The sequence below is a fragment of the Castellaniella defragrans 65Phen genome, from assembly GCF_000612685.1.
Classification (GTDB): Bacteria; Pseudomonadota; Gammaproteobacteria; order Burkholderiales; family Burkholderiaceae_B; genus Castellaniella; species Castellaniella defragrans.
This window is the reverse complement of sequence record NZ_HG916765.1, coordinates 3748579-3762596: the sequence shown is the minus strand read 5'-3', so window position 1 is coordinate 3762596 and position 14018 is coordinate 3748579. Positions and strand designations below refer to the sequence as shown.

The window sequence follows — 14018 nt, the reverse complement described above, 5'->3', positions numbered from 1 at the left end:
GGAAATACGCCGCCCGGCGGTCTTGGACCGGGCTTCGTCGGAAAACGGAAAACCGGAAAACAGGAAGCGGAAAGCGGGAAGGCCGGGCGGATGGGCGCCGGGGCGGGCCTACCGGACCACGGTGATCTTCAGGCGGTCGCCGAACTGCAGGACGGGGGCGGAAGACCCCGGCTTCTTCTGCAGCACCCGGGCCTCGTTCATGCTGCCGAACTGGTCCACCGTGGCCCTGGCGTTGCTGGTGTACTGCTCGATCACGGCCAGGTTTCCGCTCCCCACCTGCTGGGCGATGGCCGTGTCGCTGTTGCCCACCTGGGTGATCTCCACCTGGTTGCCGGAGCCGGCCTGGCTGGCGGACGCCCGGTTGCCGGCGCCGGCCTGCGTGATCGCGGCGCCGTTGCCGTCGCCCCGCTGCGTGACGGCAGCCGACGAGCGCGCGCCCTGCTGGCGGATCCGGCTGGCGTTCATCGCGCCCTGCTGGACCGAGTCTGCCCGCAGCGACGCCGATCCGAGTTCGGCCGGCGGCAGTTCGGACGGGCGGGCCGGCTCGGCGCCGGCGCCGTATCCGGCCAGGGGGGCCGCGGCCAGCAGGGCGGCGGCGCACAGGGCCAGTCCCCGCCGGGCGGGCCGGCGCGGGGAGGTCGGAAGGAATTCGTGCATGATGGAGGTCTCCTGATTCGCGGGATGGCGGATGCCGCTACAGCGTGGCCGCATGGCCGTCGCCCTGTGCCGGGGCGGCGCCCGCCGGCCCCGCGGCCTGCCGCGGCGTCACGGTGAGGGTGTAGTCCTTCTCGGCATCCAGGTAGCGCTGGATCAGGGGATCGTTCCAGTCGCCTGGATTCTTCAGGCGCCACTGGTTGTCCTTGATGCCCTGCACGGTCAGGTGCATGACCGCGGCGTCGATGGCTTCCTTGACGGCCAGCTGCGCCGGCTCGTTGTGGGTGTAGCCCCCCTCGACTTCCAGCAGGTCGTAGTAGTTGACGAAGCGGAAGTAGCTGGGGTGGATTTCGTACGAATAGATGGTCTTGGTCGTCGAGACGCTGTTCAGGATGGCGCCGCTCAGGACGTCCACCGCCCGCAGGTTGACGGTGACCTGGTCCACGCTGTACTGGGTGGACAGGCCGATCCCGAGGAACTGCGCGCCCAGCCCGCCGGTGCGGGTGTTGCTGTCGTAGGCGATGACGCCGCCTTCCAGGATGATGGTGGCCGGCAGCAGGTTGGGCACCTGGCCCTGCTGCCCGCCGCCCTGCTGCCCGCCGCCCTGCGGATGCTCGCCCACCGCGCGCAGCACGCGGCGCTCGGTCAGCAGGGACTGCAGGCCCGCGCGCTCCACCGGCACGTACCAGCCCGAATCCTTCAGGGCCTTCATCAGCATCGAGGCCGCGCCCTGCGTCACCGCGGTGGAAAAAGAACTGTCCGGGGACGGCTTGTACTGGCCGGTCTCGTCGCGGAAGCCATAGACGGCCGCCACGATCTTGCGCTGGGGCGGCGGCAGCCGCATGAGGTCGACCGTCGAGGGCGTGGCCGGCGTCAGCCGCGCCTCGTTCGAGACGTTCGCCGGCTTCTGCAGCGCGCAGGCCGACAGCGTGAGCGCGGCCAGCGCGGCCAGGCAGAGGCGGGCGCGCCGGGCGCGCGCGGGGATCGGCAGCGCGCTCATTGCAGGACTCCGCTGTCGATGCTCGCCGGGCTTTGGGCCGGCGCGAGCAGGCTGGCGGCGCTGGCCGCCGCGGCCGAGCCGCCGGCCGGCAGGCTGTCCAGATCGAAGGGGATCCACTGGCCCTTGGTCGAGTCGTAGATGTAGACGCCGTTGCCGACCTGGATGATGGGGGCGGTGCCGGCGTTCAGGATCTTGATCTCGCCGTTGCCGTCCAGGCCCAGGTCGTCCAGGGGGTACGGGTAGCGCTTCTGCGCCTGGGCGCTCTGCAGCAGGTAGGAGCCGTTCAGCGGATTGCCGCCGAAGGACGGGTTCACCGGCACGTAGACCAGCTGGCCCGCCGGGGCGGTGCCCGACAGCAGCAGCCCGGCGGCGGCCAGCGCGGCCTGCAGGCGGCCCCGGGCCCTGTGCGGATTGCCTGTGCTGCCTGTGTGCGTACCTGTTTTGTGCGCTTCGTGCGTGCTCATTTACATCTCCTCCGGGCCCAGGTCGGCGTCCTGGACGAACCTGCGCTGAATGTGGATGGATTCGATGCCGTCGTGGACGATGCCGACGGCCTCCTTGCTTTCCTGGCGCGTCCGCGAGCGGGCGGGCGACAGGAAGGTGTGGAACAGGGTCTGGTTGTCGTAGCTGATCCAGATCTCGCTGCCGAACTGGGCGGTCGGCCGTTCGATGACGGTGATCGTGTCCTGCGAATCGGGATACAGCGCCTGCCAGATTTCCGAGAAACTCTTGTAGAATTCCCAGCCCAGCACGGTGACGGTCCGGCCGATCACCAGGCCGCGCAGGGGATCGCTGTCGATCCGGCCCTGGTCCAGGTCGCGCGGCTCCTGGCCGGGCTCCTGCGCGGCGGCCGCCGCGCCCAGCAGCGCCGCGATGATGATGCCGAGCCGCAAACCCATGGACCGCATGCGCTTCTCCTGTCCGCTGCGACGATCTTTGCCGAACGTGTCGAACTGTGATGCCGTGTGGAGAATGTTATGGGCCGGCCCCGCGGCCATCCATAGGCCGGAATCGCTACGCCGTTTGCCGGGTGGGCGGTCGGCCGGCCGTCGGAGAAACGGCCTAGTCTGTCGGGCGGGTGCGGCCTGAGACACGGGAGGCCGATCTAGGCTAAAATGGTGCGCCTTTTGGACTGGGGCGCTGAACGCCCCGCCAAAAAAAGCTATAATTCAATAGTTTGACTGTATCGCCTGGTATTCCTTGGGACCGCGTTTTGGGGGCTTTAGGGTGCCTGGTTGTGAACGGGCTTTTATGGATGATCGGTCCGCGCCGGATCCGCGCGATGGCTTGGGTGGCGGGGCGTCTTCGGTCGCGGCGCTGGCGCTGTCCGACCGGGATCGCGCGATCATCGCCCGCCGTTCACGGATCGGTCTGTTTCAGGCGCTGGCTGCCCAGGCATTCACGGGGATGCTGGTGGTGCTGGGCGCCTGGGGAATTGCTGGGAAGGACGCCGGGCTCTCCGCCCTCATCGGGGCGGCGGCCTATTTCGTGCCCAATGCGCTGTTCGCCTTGCGGCTGCTGCTGGGGTACTTCGGGCCGAAACGCCCGGGATCGCTCGCCTTTTTCTGGGGCGAATTCCTCAAGCTGCTGGTCGTGGCGGGGGTGGTGGTCCTGGTGGCGTGGCGGTGGGGCGGCTGGCTGAACTGGCTGGCCTTCCTGCTGGGCCTGCTGGGCGTCATGAAGGGGTACGTGGTGCTGCTGGCCTTGCGCCGGCTGCCATGATTTGAATACGAAAAAGGGTTTCCGATGACCGACGCTGCAAGCACGCCTCAGTCCGAATACATTCAGCACCACCTGGTTCACCTGAACAATCTCGGGCACAAGCAGGACATCATCGCCAACTTCGACGTCGTCAACTACGACTCGCTGTTCTGGTCGATCCTGATGGGCGCCATCGTCATCTTCTTCCTCTGGCGCGCCGCGCGCCGGGCCACCACCGACGTGCCGGGCCGCTTCCAGATGGCCATCGAAATGCTCGTGGGCATGGTCCACGAGGAAGCCAAGGGCATCATCCCCAACGAAACCACGCGCAAGTTCGCCGCGCCGCTGGCGCTCACCGTGTTCCTCTGGATCACGCTGATGAACACGCTCGACCTGATCCCCGTCGATCTGGCCGGCTGGATCTTCCGCATCACCGGCCTGGGCGCCGAGCACTCCGATCCGCTGTACTACCACCGCATCCTGCCCACCGCCGACCTCAACATCCCCATCGGCATGTCCCTGGGCGTGCTGGTCCTGATGCTGTACTACGGCGTGAAGATCAAGCACCCGGTCGGCTTCGTCAAGGAACTCTTCACCGCGCCCTTCCACGCGCACGGCGTCGCGGCGCTCGTCCTGGCGCCCTTCAATTTCCTGCTGAACCTCATCGAATATGCGGCCAAGTGCGTGTCGCTGGGCATGCGGCTGTTCGGCAATATGTATGCGGGCGAACTGCTGTTCATGCTGATCGCCTTGCTGGGTGGTGCCTGGACGGGGGCGAATGCTTCCAGTATCAGCCTTGCGTTCGGACACGTGCTCGCCGGTTCGGCATGGGCGATCTTCCACATCCTGATCGTGCTGCTGCAGGCGTTCATCTTCATGATGCTGACCCTGGTGTATATCGGGCAGGCGCACGAAGGCCACTAAAATTCGCCCGGGCTTCCCGGGCGGGCTCGCGGGGCTTGCCCTGATTTCTGGTTCTTGATTTTTTGACTAAACAACGTTTACTTACCAAGGAGTTGTTATGACCAACGTTGCGTTCGTTGCTCTCGCTTGCGGTCTGATCATCGGTCTGGGCGCCATCGGCGCTTGCATCGGCATCGGCATGATGGGTGGCAAGTACCTGGAAGCCTCCGCGCGCCAGCCCGAACTGATGAACACCCTGCAGACCAAGATGTTCCTGCTGGTCGGCCTGATCGACGCGGCCTTCCTGATCGGCGTGGGTCTGGCCATGCTGTTCGCGTTCGCCAACCCCTTCGTGGGCTGATGTCGGCGCAGGCCTGGGCGCTTGCCGCAGGCCAGGGGTTCGTCGGCGGCCCGCGCGGGTCGCGGGCGGCCGGATTAGGTGCCTTGCGGAATCGCCGCGAGGCACGAACGGGTAAATTAGGAAAACGACCGTGAATTTAAACGCGACTCTCTTTTTCCAGATGATCGTGTTTTTCGTTCTGGGTTGGTTTACGATGAAATTCATCTGGCCGCCCCTGACGAAGGCAATGGATGATCGTCGCCAGAAAATCGCCGACGGTCTGGCCGCCGCCGAGAAGGGCAAGGCCGATCTGGCCCAGGCCCAGGCTCGCGTCAGTCTGATGGAAGCGGCTGCCAAAACGGAAAACCACGCGCGCCTGGCCGAAGCCGAAAAGCAGGCCACCTCGCTGATCGATCAGGCCCGCCGCGAAGCCGAAGCCGAAAAGGCCCGCATCCTCGCCCAGGCCCGTCAGGACGCCGCCCAGGAAGTCCAGCGTGCGCGCGAGACCCTGCGCGCCGAAGTGGCCGTGCTGGCCGTCAAGGGCGCCGAGCAGATCCTGCGCCGCGAGGTCGATGCCAAGGCGCACGCCGAGCTGCTCGACCAGCTCCAGGCCCAACTCTGAATCAGGGCGAGTCATGGCTGAACTATCCACTATCGCGCGGCCCTACGCCGAGGCCCTGTTTGAATCCGTGCGCGACGACGCGCGCGGGCTCGAATACTGGTCCGGCGTGATGTCGCTGCTGGCCCAGGTGTCCGGCATGCCCGACGTCCTCGAGGCCATGGCCGATCCGCGCCTGTCCGACGCGCAGCGCACCGGACTGCTGACGGGCCTGGTCCCCCAGGAGCTTCCCGCGCAGGCGGCCAATCTCGTCGCCCTCGTGGTCGAGAACGGCCGCGTCCAGGCGCTGCCCCAGGTGGCCGAGCAATTTGAACTGCTGCGCAACCAGCTCGAAGGCACCGCCCTGGCGCGCATCACCAGCGCCTACCCGCTCGACGATGCCCAGGTGGCCGCCCTGCTGCAGGGGCTGGAGCGCAAGTTCGGCCTCAAGCTCAAGTCCCAGGTGACGGTCGACCCGGAACTGATCGGCGGGGTGCGCGTCGCCGTCGGCGATCACGTGCTCGACACTTCCGTGCAGGCCCGGCTGGCCGCCCTGCGCGATACGCTGGCCGCGTGATGGCGGGCCATACAACAGGATTCCAGGAGTCTTACCATGCAACTTAACCCGTCCGAGATCAGCGAACTGCTGAAGAGCCGCATCGAAGGCCTGGGCGCATCCACCGATGTCCGCACCCAGGGCACGGTCGTGTCCGTCACCGACGGCATCACCCGCATCCACGGCCTGTCCGACGTGATGCAGGGCGAAATGCTCGAATTCCCCAACAACCGGTTCGGCCTGGCCCTGAACCTGGAACGCGATTCCGTGGGCGCCGTGATTCTGGGCGACTACGTCGGCGTCTCCGAAGGCGACGCCGTCAAGACCACCGGCAAGATCCTGTCCGTGCCGGTCGGCCCGGAACTGCGCGGCCGCGTGGTCGACGCCCTGGGCAACCCGATCGACGGCAAGGGCCCGATCAACGCCAAGGAAACCGACGTGATCGAAAAGGTCGCGCCCGGCGTGATCGCCCGCCAGTCCGTGTCGCAGCCGCTGCAGACCGGCCAGAAGGCCATCGACTCCATGGTGCCCGTCGGCCGCGGCCAGCGCGAGCTGATCATCGGCGACCGCCAGACCGGCAAGACCGCCGTGGCCGTCGACACCATCATCAACCAGAAGGGCAAGGGCGTCACCTGCGTGTACGTCGCCATCGGCCAGAAGGCGTCCACCATCAACAACGTGGTGCGCAAGCTCGAAGAACACGGCGCCATGGAATACACCATCGTCGTGGCCGCCGCCGCGTCCGACTCCGCCGCCATGCAGTACCTGGCCGCCTACTCGGGCTGCACCATGGGCGAATACTTCCGCGACCGCGGCGAAGACGCCCTGATCGTGTACGACGACCTGACCAAGCAGGCCTGGGCCTATCGCCAGGTGTCCCTGCTGCTGCGCCGTCCGCCCGGACGCGAAGCCTATCCCGGCGACGTGTTCTACCTGCACTCCCGCCTGCTGGAGCGCGCCGCCCGCGTGAACCCCGAATACGTGGAAAAGTTCACCAACGGCGCCGTCAAGGGCAAGACCGGCTCGCTCACCGCGCTGCCGATCATCGAAACCCAGGCCGGCGACGTGTCCGCCTTCGTGCCGACCAACGTGATTTCCATCACCGACGGCCAGATCTTCCTGGAAACCGACCTGTTCAACGCCGGCATCCGGCCCGCCATCAACGCCGGCATCTCGGTGTCGCGCGTGGGCGGCTCCGCCCAGACCAAGGTCGTCAAGAAGCTCTCGGGCGGCATCCGGACCGACCTGGCGCAGTACCGCGAACTGGCCGCCTTCGCGCAGTTCGCCTCCGACCTGGACGACGCCACCCGCCGCCAGCTGGAACGCGGCAAGCGCGTGGTGGAACTGCTCAAGCAGCCCCAGTACCAGCCGCAGCAGGTCTGGGAACTGGCGGTCGCCCTGTACGCTGTCAACAACGGCTACCTGGACGACCTCGAAGTCGGCCAGGTGCTGGCTTTTGAAAAGGCCCTGAAGGACTACCTGAAGGCCAAGCACGAAGCCCTGATCCAGCGCATCGAAGACGTGAAGGAACTCTCCAAGGAAGACGACGCCGCTCTGGGCGCCGCCATCCAGGAATTCAAGAAGCACGGCACGTTTTAAGTAGCGCACGGGGCGCGCGGCGCGCGTCCCGGACCGCCCTGACAGGATAGTGGAATGGCCGGAATCAAGGAAATACGAACCAAGATCAAGAGCGTGCAAAACACGCGCAAGATCACCAAGGCGATGGAAATGGTCGCCGCGTCCAAGATGCGCAAGGCGCAGGACCGGATGCGCATGGGCCGTCCCTACGCCACCAAGGTGCGCGCCATCGCGGCCCACCTGATGCAGGCGAACCCGGATTACACCCACCCCTACATGGTGGAACGCCCGAAGCTGTCGTCCGTGGGCGTCGTGCTGGTCACCACCGACAAGGGGCTGTGCGGCGGCCTGAATACCAACATCTCGCGCCTGGTGCTGGCGCGGATCAAGGAATTCGAGCAGCAGGGCGTGCGCGTCCAGGCCACGGCGCTGGGCTCCAAGGGCCTGGGGCTGCTCAACCGCGTCGGCGTCAACGTGGTGTCCTCGGAAGTCCAGCTGGGCGACGCGCCCAACCTGGAACGCCTGATCGGCGCCATCAAGGTCCAGCTCGACGACTTCATCGACGGCAAGGTGGATGCGGTCTACGTGGCGACCAGCCGCTTCGTCAACACCATGAAGCAGGATCCCAGCTTCATCCGCCTGCTGCCGCTGCCCTCGGGCCTGGAAGACCCCTTCCAGACCGGGTCCCAGGACGAGGACGCCCTGCAGAGCCAGTACGGCTGGGACTACCTGTACGAGCCGGATTCCCAGACCGTGATCGACGAGCTGCTGCTGCGCTACGTCGAAGGCCTGGTCTACCAGGCCGTGGCGGAAAACATGGCCAGCGAGCAGTCCGCCCGGATGGTCGCCATGAAGGCCGCGTCCGACAACGCCAAGAAAGTCATCGGCGACCTCCAGCTGGTCTACAACAAGACCCGCCAGGCGGCCATCACCAAGGAAATTTCGGAAATCGTGGGCGGCGCCGCCGCGGTCTGATCGACGCAGGCACCGGCAACCCAGAGATACTTATAGGACTAAACATGAGCAACGGTACCATCGTTCAGTGCATCGGCGCCGTGGTGGACATTCAGTTCCCCCGCGACAGCATCCCCAACATCTACGACGCGCTCACCCTGACCGACGAGTCCTCCGCCTTCGCGGAAAAGGGCCTGACGTTCGAGGTCCAGCAGCAACTGGGCGACGGTGTCGTGCGGACCATCGCCATGGGTTCGTCCGACGGCCTGCGCCGCGGCATGTCCGTGGCCGGCACCGGCGCGCCGATCTCGGTGCCCGTGGGCGCCGGCACCCTGGGCCGCATCATGGACGTGCTGGGCCGTCCCATCGACGAGCGCGGCGACATCCAGTCCGATGAAAAGCGCGCCATCCACCAGGCCGCCCCGAAATTCGACGAGCTTTCCCCCTCGGTCGAACTGCTCGAAACCGGCATCAAGGTGATCGACCTGGTGTGCCCCTTCGCCAAGGGCGGCAAGGTCGGCCTGTTCGGCGGCGCCGGCGTGGGCAAGACCGTCAACATGCTGGAACTGATCAACAACATCGCCAAGGCCCACAGCGGCCTGTCGGTGTTCGCCGGCGTGGGCGAGCGCACCCGCGAAGGCAACGACTTCTACCACGAAATGTCCGACGCGGGCGTCATCAAGCTCGACAACCTGGCGGAATCCAAGGTCGCCATGGTCTTCGGCCAGATGAACGAACCCCCGGGCAACCGCCTGCGCGTGGCCCTGTCGGGCCTGACGATGGCGGAAAAGTTCCGCGACGAAGGCCGCGACGTGCTGTTCTTCGTGGACAACATCTACCGCTACACCCTGGCCGGCACCGAAGTGTCCGCCCTGCTGGGCCGGATGCCGTCGGCCGTGGGCTACCAGCCGACGCTGGCCGAGGAAATGGGCAAGCTGCAGGAACGCATCACGTCCACCAAGACCGGCTCCATCACGTCCATCCAGGCCGTGTACGTGCCGGCCGACGACCTGACCGACCCGTCGCCCGCCACCACCTTCCTGCACCTGGACTCCACCGTGGTGCTGTCGCGCGACATCGCCGCCCTGGGGATCTACCCGGCCGTGGATCCGCTGGATTCCACCAGCCGCCAGCTCGACCCGCAGGTCGTCGGCGAAGAGCACTACAACGTGGCCCGCGCCGTGCAGCAGACGCTGCAGCGCTACAAGGAACTGCGCGACATCATCGCCATTCTGGGCATGGACGAACTGTCGCCGGAAGACAAGCAGGCCGTGGCCCGCGCCCGCAAGATCCAGCGCTTCCTGTCGCAGCCCTTCCACGTGGCCGAAGTCTTCACCGGCTCGCCCGGCAAGTACGTGCCGCTGGCCGAGACCCTGCGCGGCTTCAAGATGATCGTCGAGGGCGAGTGCGACGCGCTGCCCGAGCAGGCCTTCTACATGGTGGGCGGCATCGACGAAGCCTTCGAGAAGGCCAAAACCCTCCAATAAGGATTGCACATGGCGACTCTTCACATCGAAGTGGTCAGCGCGGAGGCCTCGATCTTCTCCGGCGAGGCGGCCTTCATCGCCCTGCCGGGCGAGTCGGGCGACCTCGGCATCCTGCCGGGGCATACGCCGCTGATCTCGCGCGTGCGTCCCGGCACGCTGAAAATCCGGCGTCCCGACGGCACCGAAGAGCACATCTTCGTGGCCGGCGGCATCCTGGAAGTCCAGCCGCACGCCGTGACGGTGCTGTCCGACACGGCCATCCGGGCGGCCGACCTGGACGAGGCCAAGGCCGTCGCCGCGCGCGAGCGCGCCGAGGAAGCCCTGCGCAACACCAAGGAAAAGGCCGACATCGCCGTGGTCGAAGCCGAGCTCGCCATGCTGGCGGCCCAGGCCGCCGCCGCGCGCAAGTTCAGCCAGAAACGCAGCTCCCACTGAGTGGCTTCGGCCGGATCGATCGATCCGGCCCGTCCCGCGGGCCGGCCGGGTGGGTCCGGCGGGCGGCTCCGATGGATCGGTCCGTTCGGGCCCCGTCCCCAGGCCCGGTTCGCAAAGACGCAAAAAAGCGCGAGCGCCCTTCGGGGCGCTTTTTTTCATCCCCGCGCATCCGCCTGAACCCGATCGGCATTCCGTTTTCGGCTACATCGTCATCACACCACGCCCGAGGGCGCCGGCCGGATCTTCGGCATGGCCGGGCCGTCAAGGAAGGCTGGGCGGAAGACCGGGCGCCTCAGGCATCGGGCTCGGGGATGTCGGCCGCCGGGCCCCGGGCCGACAGGAAGCGGTGCAGCCGCTCGGCGCGCGGGGCCAGCGCGGCGGCAAAATCGGCCCAGGCGGCCGCGCGGGCGGCATCGTGCCGCGGCGGCGCCCAGATGGCGTCCGGGAAGCAGGGATCCGCGCGCCAGCGGGGGATCGCGTGCCAGTGCAGGTGGGGCACCTGGTTGCCGAGGCTGGCCAGGTTGACCTTGTCGGGCGCGAGGAAGGCGCGCTGCAGGCGCTCGACCTGGAACACGGTGCGCATCAGGTGCAGGCGGCCCAGGGGATCGATGTCCGTGTTTTCCGCCACGTGGCGGTGCCAGACGATGCGCAGGTAGCCGGGGTGCCGGGGATCGTCCACGCGGACGATCCGCAGGCGGTCGTCCTGCCAGAGCAGGGCGGCGTGGTCCGGAGTGCAGAGCGGGCAGTCGGGGGAAAAGGCCATGGCGGCAGCGAAAGCGGTGCAGGGGCCCGCCGCCCGCGGGCGCGGGCGCGGGGCGGATTCGGCATCAGCGGGCGAAGAACAGCTCCTGCAGCGCGATGCCGGGATCGGGCGCGCGCATGAAGGCCTCGCCCACCAGGAAGGCCTGCACGCCGTGGTCGCGCATGCGGTCGACGTCCTCGGGCAGCAGGATGCCGCTTTCGGTGACGACGCGCTTGCCTTCCGGCAGGTCCTGCAGCATCGACAGGGTGGTTTCCAGGCGGGTCTCGAAGGTGCGCAGGTTGCGGTTGTTGATGCCGATCAGCGGCGTGTCCAGGGACAGGGCCGCGTCCAGCTCGTCGCGGTCGTGGACTTCGACCAGCACGTCCATGCCCAGGCTCGCGGCCACGGACTCCAGCTCGCGCAGCTGGGCGGGCGACAGGGCGGCGGCGATCAGCAGCACGCAGTCGGCGCCCAGCGCCCGGGCGTGGATGACCTGGTAGGGGTCGATCAGGAAATCCTTGCGCAGCACGGGCAGGCTGCAGGCCGCGCGCGCCTGGCGCAGGTGGTCGTAGCCGCCCTGGAAATACTGCACGTCGGTCAGCACCGACAGGCAGGCGGCGCCGTGGCCGGCGTAGCTGGTGGCGATGTCCGCCGGGCGGAAGTCCTCGCGGATCACGCCCTTGGAGGGCGAGGCCTTCTTGATTTCCGCGATCACGGCGGGCTTGCCCTGCGCGATCTTGTCTTCGATGGCGCGCGCGAAACCGCGGATGTCCTGGCGGCTCTGGGCTTCGCGCAGCACTTCGGATTCGCTGCGCATCTGCCGCGCGGTGGCGACTTCGGTGCGCTTGGTGTCCAGGATCCGGGCCAGAATGTCGTTCATGCGGAGAACCTTTGCGTGTATTGGCGGAATTGTTCCAGCTTGTCGCGCGCGGCGCCCGAGGCGATCAGCTCGAAGGCCTGGCGGATGCCGGCGCCGATCGAGTCGGCGCGGTTGCCGGCGTACAGGGCCAGGCCCGCGTTCAGCGCGACGATGTCGCGCGCCGTGCCGGCCGTGTTGTTCAGCGCGGCGCGCACCAGCTGGGCGGATTCGTCGCGGTTGGCGACCTTGATGCTGCGGTTGGACACCATGGTCATGCCGAAATCCTCGGGGTGGATCTCGTATTCGCGCACCTCGCCGTCCTTCAGCTCGCCCACCAGGGTGGCCGCGCCCAGCGAAGCCTCGTCCATGCCGTCCTTGCCGTGCACGATCAGCACGTGGCGCGAGCCCAGGCGCTGCAGCACCCGCACCAGGATGCCGACCAGGTCGGGGTGGAACACGCCCATGAGCTGGTTGGCCGCGCCGGCCGGATTGGTGAGCGGGCCGAGGATGTTGAAGATCGTGCGCACGCCCAGTTCGCGGCGCACGGCGGCGACGTTCTTCATCGCGCCGTGGTGGGCCGGGGCGAACATGAAGCCGATGCCGGTGGCCTCGATGGATTCGGCGACCTGGGCGGGCGTGGCGGCGATGCGCACTCCCAGGGCTTCCAGCACGTCGGCGCTGCCCGAGGAGGACGAGGCGCTGCGGTTGCCGTGCTTGGCGATCTTGACCCCGCCGGCTGCGGCCACGAACATCGCGGCGGTGGAGATGTTGAAGGTGTGCGAGCCATCGCCGCCCGTGCCGCACATGTCCAGCAGGTCCTCGGGGTAGGGGGTGTCCACCGCCAGGGCGAATTCGCGCATGACCTGGGCCGCCGCCGTGATCTCGCCCACGGTCTCCTTCTTGACGCGCAGGCCCATCAGCAGGGCGCTGGCCAGCTGGGGAGACATTTCCCCGCGCATCAGCATGCGCATCAGTTCCAGCATCTCGTCGTGGAAGATTTCCCGGTGCTCGATGCAGCGGGCCAGGGCCTCGTTGGGGGTGATCGGCGGCATGAATGATTCCTTCTGTCTTCGTGTATTCGTGTGTCTGCGTTTTTGCGTTTCTGTGTCTCGGCGTGTCCGGATGTCGGCGGGCCTGCTGCGTCTGCGTGCCTGTGTCTGCGTGCCTGCGGAACCCGTTTTCGGAATGGACCGTCGCCGACGCCCTACAGTTCCAGGAAATTGCGCAGCAGCGCGTGGCCGTGTTCGCTGAGCACGGATTCCGGGTGGAACTGCACGCCGTAGACGGGCAGGGTCTTGTGCGCGACGCCCATGATTTCTCCGTCGGCGGTCTCGGCGGTGATCTCCAGGCAGTCGGGCAGCGAGGCACGCTCGATCGCCAGGGAATGGTAGCGGGTCACGGTGTAGGGCGACGGCAGCCCGGCGAAGACGTCGGTGCCCCGGTGCGTGATGGGCGAGACCTTGCCGTGCATGATTTCCCGGGCGCGCACGATGCGCCCGCCGTAGGCCGCGCCGATGGCCTGATGGCCCAGGCAGACGCCCAGGATGGGCTTCCTGCCGGCGAAATGGCGGATCAGCTCGATGGAGATGCCGGCCTCGGCCGGCGAGCACGGCCCCGGCGACACGCAGATGCGGTCGGGATCGATGGCCTCGACGCCGGCGAGGTCGATCTGGTCGTTGCGCACGACCTGGACCTGGGCGCCGAGTTCGCCGAAATACTGCACCAGGTTGTAGGTGAAGGAATCGTAGTTGTCCAGCATCAGCAGCTTCATGATCGGGTCGTCCTGGTCAGTGTCGGGAAGCGGACGCGCGCAGCGAGGCGGGCCGCGGAAGCCGGGTGATGCGGAGAGGGGAATGCGATACGGACATGGTCTTCCTTGGAGTCAGGAGCCGCCGCACCGGAGATAGATTCACGAAGACCTATGCCTGCCAGAACGGCGGCAAGGTGCGATGAATCACGCATGAGGATGCCGCCCCTAGGAGGAGCGCCACCAGAACGAAGCGTGCACGGTCGCGTGTGAAATCATGGCAAGCATTCTACTGTGCGGCGCGGGCGCTGTCGAGCGGGGTAAATACCGGTGGACGCGGGCGTTCCCTACGCCTTCCCCGCATCCGCCCGGCTCATCGGGCTCGGCCGGGATTTCCTCTAAATGGTCATACCATTATGGGTGGGCGGGGCATATACAGGTGTGCGGCCGTTGCTGGAGCGCGC

General features: G+C 67.3%; 17 protein-coding genes. 9 read left to right on the top strand and 8 right to left on the bottom strand.

The genetic code is table 11. The features are described from left to right. Nucleotides 1-108: 108 nt before the first annotated feature. Genes BN940_RS18110 through BN940_RS16805 form a run of 4 tightly spaced genes read right to left on the bottom strand, consistent with a single transcriptional unit; the run spans nucleotide 109 to nucleotide 2562 of the window. Nucleotides 109-657: a hypothetical protein gene (locus BN940_RS18110; RefSeq protein WP_052355981.1), complete on the bottom strand. Its 549-nt coding sequence runs from the start codon at nucleotides 655-657 to the stop codon at nucleotides 109-111. Between the two features lie 37 nt (nucleotides 658-694). Then, the gene (locus BN940_RS16815; protein WP_043684951.1) at nucleotides 695-1654 is read right to left on the bottom strand and encodes a CsgG/HfaB family protein; all 960 of its coding nucleotides are present in this window, start codon (nucleotides 1652-1654) and stop codon (nucleotides 695-697) included. Further along, complete coding sequence (locus BN940_RS18105; RefSeq protein WP_052355980.1) at nucleotides 1651-2118, bottom strand: curli assembly protein CsgF; 468 nt, start codon at nucleotides 2116-2118, stop codon at nucleotides 1651-1653. The genes BN940_RS16815 and BN940_RS18105 overlap by 4 nt, the downstream gene beginning before the upstream one ends. Further along, the gene (locus BN940_RS16805; RefSeq protein ID WP_052355979.1) at nucleotides 2119-2562 is read right to left on the bottom strand and encodes a curli production assembly/transport protein CsgE; all 444 of its coding nucleotides are present in this window, start codon (nucleotides 2560-2562) and stop codon (nucleotides 2119-2121) included. Nucleotides 2563-2905: 343 nt separating this feature from the next. Between BN940_RS16805 and BN940_RS16800 the strand changes: the two genes are divergently transcribed. From BN940_RS16800 to BN940_RS16760, 9 genes are all read left to right on the top strand, one after another. Beyond that, nucleotides 2906-3376, top strand: a complete 471-nt coding sequence (locus BN940_RS16800; RefSeq protein ID WP_084330749.1) for an ATP synthase subunit I — start codon at nucleotides 2906-2908, stop codon at nucleotides 3374-3376. 24 nt (nucleotides 3377-3400) lie between these two features. Then, nucleotides 3401-4279 (top strand): F0F1 ATP synthase subunit A, encoded by an 879-nt coding sequence (atpB, locus tag BN940_RS16795; RefSeq protein ID WP_043684947.1) that lies wholly within the window; start codon nucleotides 3401-3403, stop codon nucleotides 4277-4279. Between the two features lie 97 nt (nucleotides 4280-4376). Beyond that, nucleotides 4377-4619 (top strand): F0F1 ATP synthase subunit C, encoded by a 243-nt coding sequence (atpE, locus tag BN940_RS16790; RefSeq protein ID WP_043684944.1) that lies wholly within the window; start codon nucleotides 4377-4379, stop codon nucleotides 4617-4619. 130 nt (nucleotides 4620-4749) lie between these two features. Continuing rightward, nucleotides 4750-5220 carry a F0F1 ATP synthase subunit B gene (locus BN940_RS16785; RefSeq protein WP_043684942.1) on the top strand — a complete coding sequence of 157 codons (471 nt, stop codon included), beginning with the start codon at nucleotides 4750-4752 and terminating at the stop codon, nucleotides 5218-5220. A 13-nt stretch (nucleotides 5221-5233) separates the two neighbouring features. Next, on the top strand, nucleotides 5234-5773 hold the full coding sequence (locus BN940_RS16780; RefSeq protein ID WP_043684939.1) for a F0F1 ATP synthase subunit delta: 540 nt from the start codon (nucleotides 5234-5236) through the stop codon (nucleotides 5771-5773). A gap of 36 nt (nucleotides 5774-5809) precedes the next feature. Beyond that, complete coding sequence (gene atpA, locus BN940_RS16775; RefSeq protein ID WP_043684936.1) at nucleotides 5810-7351, top strand: F0F1 ATP synthase subunit alpha; 1542 nt, start codon at nucleotides 5810-5812, stop codon at nucleotides 7349-7351. Nucleotides 7352-7405: 54 nt separating this feature from the next. After that, nucleotides 7406-8305 (top strand): F0F1 ATP synthase subunit gamma, encoded by a 900-nt coding sequence (gene atpG / locus BN940_RS16770; RefSeq protein WP_043684933.1) that lies wholly within the window; start codon nucleotides 7406-7408, stop codon nucleotides 8303-8305. Between the two features lie 44 nt (nucleotides 8306-8349). Next, nucleotides 8350-9771, top strand: coding sequence for a F0F1 ATP synthase subunit beta (atpD, locus tag BN940_RS16765; RefSeq protein WP_043684930.1), 1422 nt, complete (start codon nucleotides 8350-8352; stop codon nucleotides 9769-9771). A 9-nt stretch (nucleotides 9772-9780) separates the two neighbouring features. Then, nucleotides 9781-10206 (top strand): F0F1 ATP synthase subunit epsilon, encoded by a 426-nt coding sequence (locus BN940_RS16760; RefSeq protein WP_043684927.1) that lies wholly within the window; start codon nucleotides 9781-9783, stop codon nucleotides 10204-10206. A 292-nt stretch (nucleotides 10207-10498) separates the two neighbouring features. Here the strand turns inward: BN940_RS16760 and BN940_RS16755 are convergent, their stop codons facing one another. From BN940_RS16755 to BN940_RS16740, 4 genes are all read right to left on the bottom strand, one after another. Continuing rightward, complete coding sequence (locus BN940_RS16755; protein ID WP_052355978.1) at nucleotides 10499-10969, bottom strand: HIT family protein; 471 nt, start codon at nucleotides 10967-10969, stop codon at nucleotides 10499-10501. A gap of 64 nt (nucleotides 10970-11033) precedes the next feature. Then, the gene (gene trpC / locus BN940_RS16750; protein ID WP_043684924.1) at nucleotides 11034-11828 is read right to left on the bottom strand and encodes an indole-3-glycerol phosphate synthase TrpC; all 795 of its coding nucleotides are present in this window, start codon (nucleotides 11826-11828) and stop codon (nucleotides 11034-11036) included. After that, on the bottom strand, nucleotides 11825-12859 hold the full coding sequence (trpD, locus tag BN940_RS16745; RefSeq protein ID WP_043684922.1) for an anthranilate phosphoribosyltransferase: 1035 nt from the start codon (nucleotides 12857-12859) through the stop codon (nucleotides 11825-11827). Before trpD ends, trpC begins: the two co-directional genes overlap by 4 nt. Nucleotides 12860-13011: 152 nt before the next feature. Continuing rightward, on the bottom strand, nucleotides 13012-13578 hold the full coding sequence (locus BN940_RS16740) for an anthranilate synthase component II (RefSeq protein WP_043684919.1): 567 nt from the start codon (nucleotides 13576-13578) through the stop codon (nucleotides 13012-13014). Nucleotides 13579-14018: the final 440 nt, after the last annotated feature.

What these genes read in the sequence shown, in the direction of transcription:
- BN940_RS18110 (WP_052355981.1), bottom strand. Translation starts at nt 657, where the DNA reads ATGCACGAATTCCTTCCGACCTCCCCGCGCCGGCCCGCCCGGCGGGGA.
- BN940_RS16815 (WP_043684951.1), bottom strand. Translation starts at nt 1,654, where the DNA reads ATGAGCGCGCTGCCGATCCCCGCGCGCGCCCGGCGCGCCCGCCTCTGC.
- BN940_RS18105 (WP_052355980.1), bottom strand. Translation starts at nt 2,118, where the DNA reads ATGAGCACGCACGAAGCGCACAAAACAGGTACGCACACAGGCAGCACA.
- BN940_RS16805 (WP_052355979.1), bottom strand. Translation starts at nt 2,562, where the DNA reads ATGCGGTCCATGGGTTTGCGGCTCGGCATCATCATCGCGGCGCTGCTG.
- BN940_RS16800 (WP_084330749.1), top strand. Translation starts at nt 2,906, where the DNA reads ATGGATGATCGGTCCGCGCCGGATCCGCGCGATGGCTTGGGTGGCGGG.
- atpB (WP_043684947.1), top strand. Translation starts at nt 3,401, where the DNA reads ATGACCGACGCTGCAAGCACGCCTCAGTCCGAATACATTCAGCACCAC.
- atpE (WP_043684944.1), top strand. Translation starts at nt 4,377, where the DNA reads ATGACCAACGTTGCGTTCGTTGCTCTCGCTTGCGGTCTGATCATCGGT.
- BN940_RS16780 (WP_043684939.1), top strand. Translation starts at nt 5,234, where the DNA reads ATGGCTGAACTATCCACTATCGCGCGGCCCTACGCCGAGGCCCTGTTT.
- atpA (WP_043684936.1), top strand. Translation starts at nt 5,810, where the DNA reads ATGCAACTTAACCCGTCCGAGATCAGCGAACTGCTGAAGAGCCGCATC.
- atpG (WP_043684933.1), top strand. Translation starts at nt 7,406, where the DNA reads ATGGCCGGAATCAAGGAAATACGAACCAAGATCAAGAGCGTGCAAAAC.
- atpD (WP_043684930.1), top strand. Translation starts at nt 8,350, where the DNA reads ATGAGCAACGGTACCATCGTTCAGTGCATCGGCGCCGTGGTGGACATT.
- BN940_RS16760 (WP_043684927.1), top strand. Translation starts at nt 9,781, where the DNA reads ATGGCGACTCTTCACATCGAAGTGGTCAGCGCGGAGGCCTCGATCTTC.
- BN940_RS16755 (WP_052355978.1), bottom strand. Translation starts at nt 10,969, where the DNA reads ATGGCCTTTTCCCCCGACTGCCCGCTCTGCACTCCGGACCACGCCGCC.
- trpC (WP_043684924.1), bottom strand. Translation starts at nt 11,828, where the DNA reads ATGAACGACATTCTGGCCCGGATCCTGGACACCAAGCGCACCGAAGTC.
- trpD (WP_043684922.1), bottom strand. Translation starts at nt 12,859, where the DNA reads ATGCCGCCGATCACCCCCAACGAGGCCCTGGCCCGCTGCATCGAGCAC.
- BN940_RS16740 (WP_043684919.1), bottom strand. Translation starts at nt 13,578, where the DNA reads ATGAAGCTGCTGATGCTGGACAACTACGATTCCTTCACCTACAACCTG.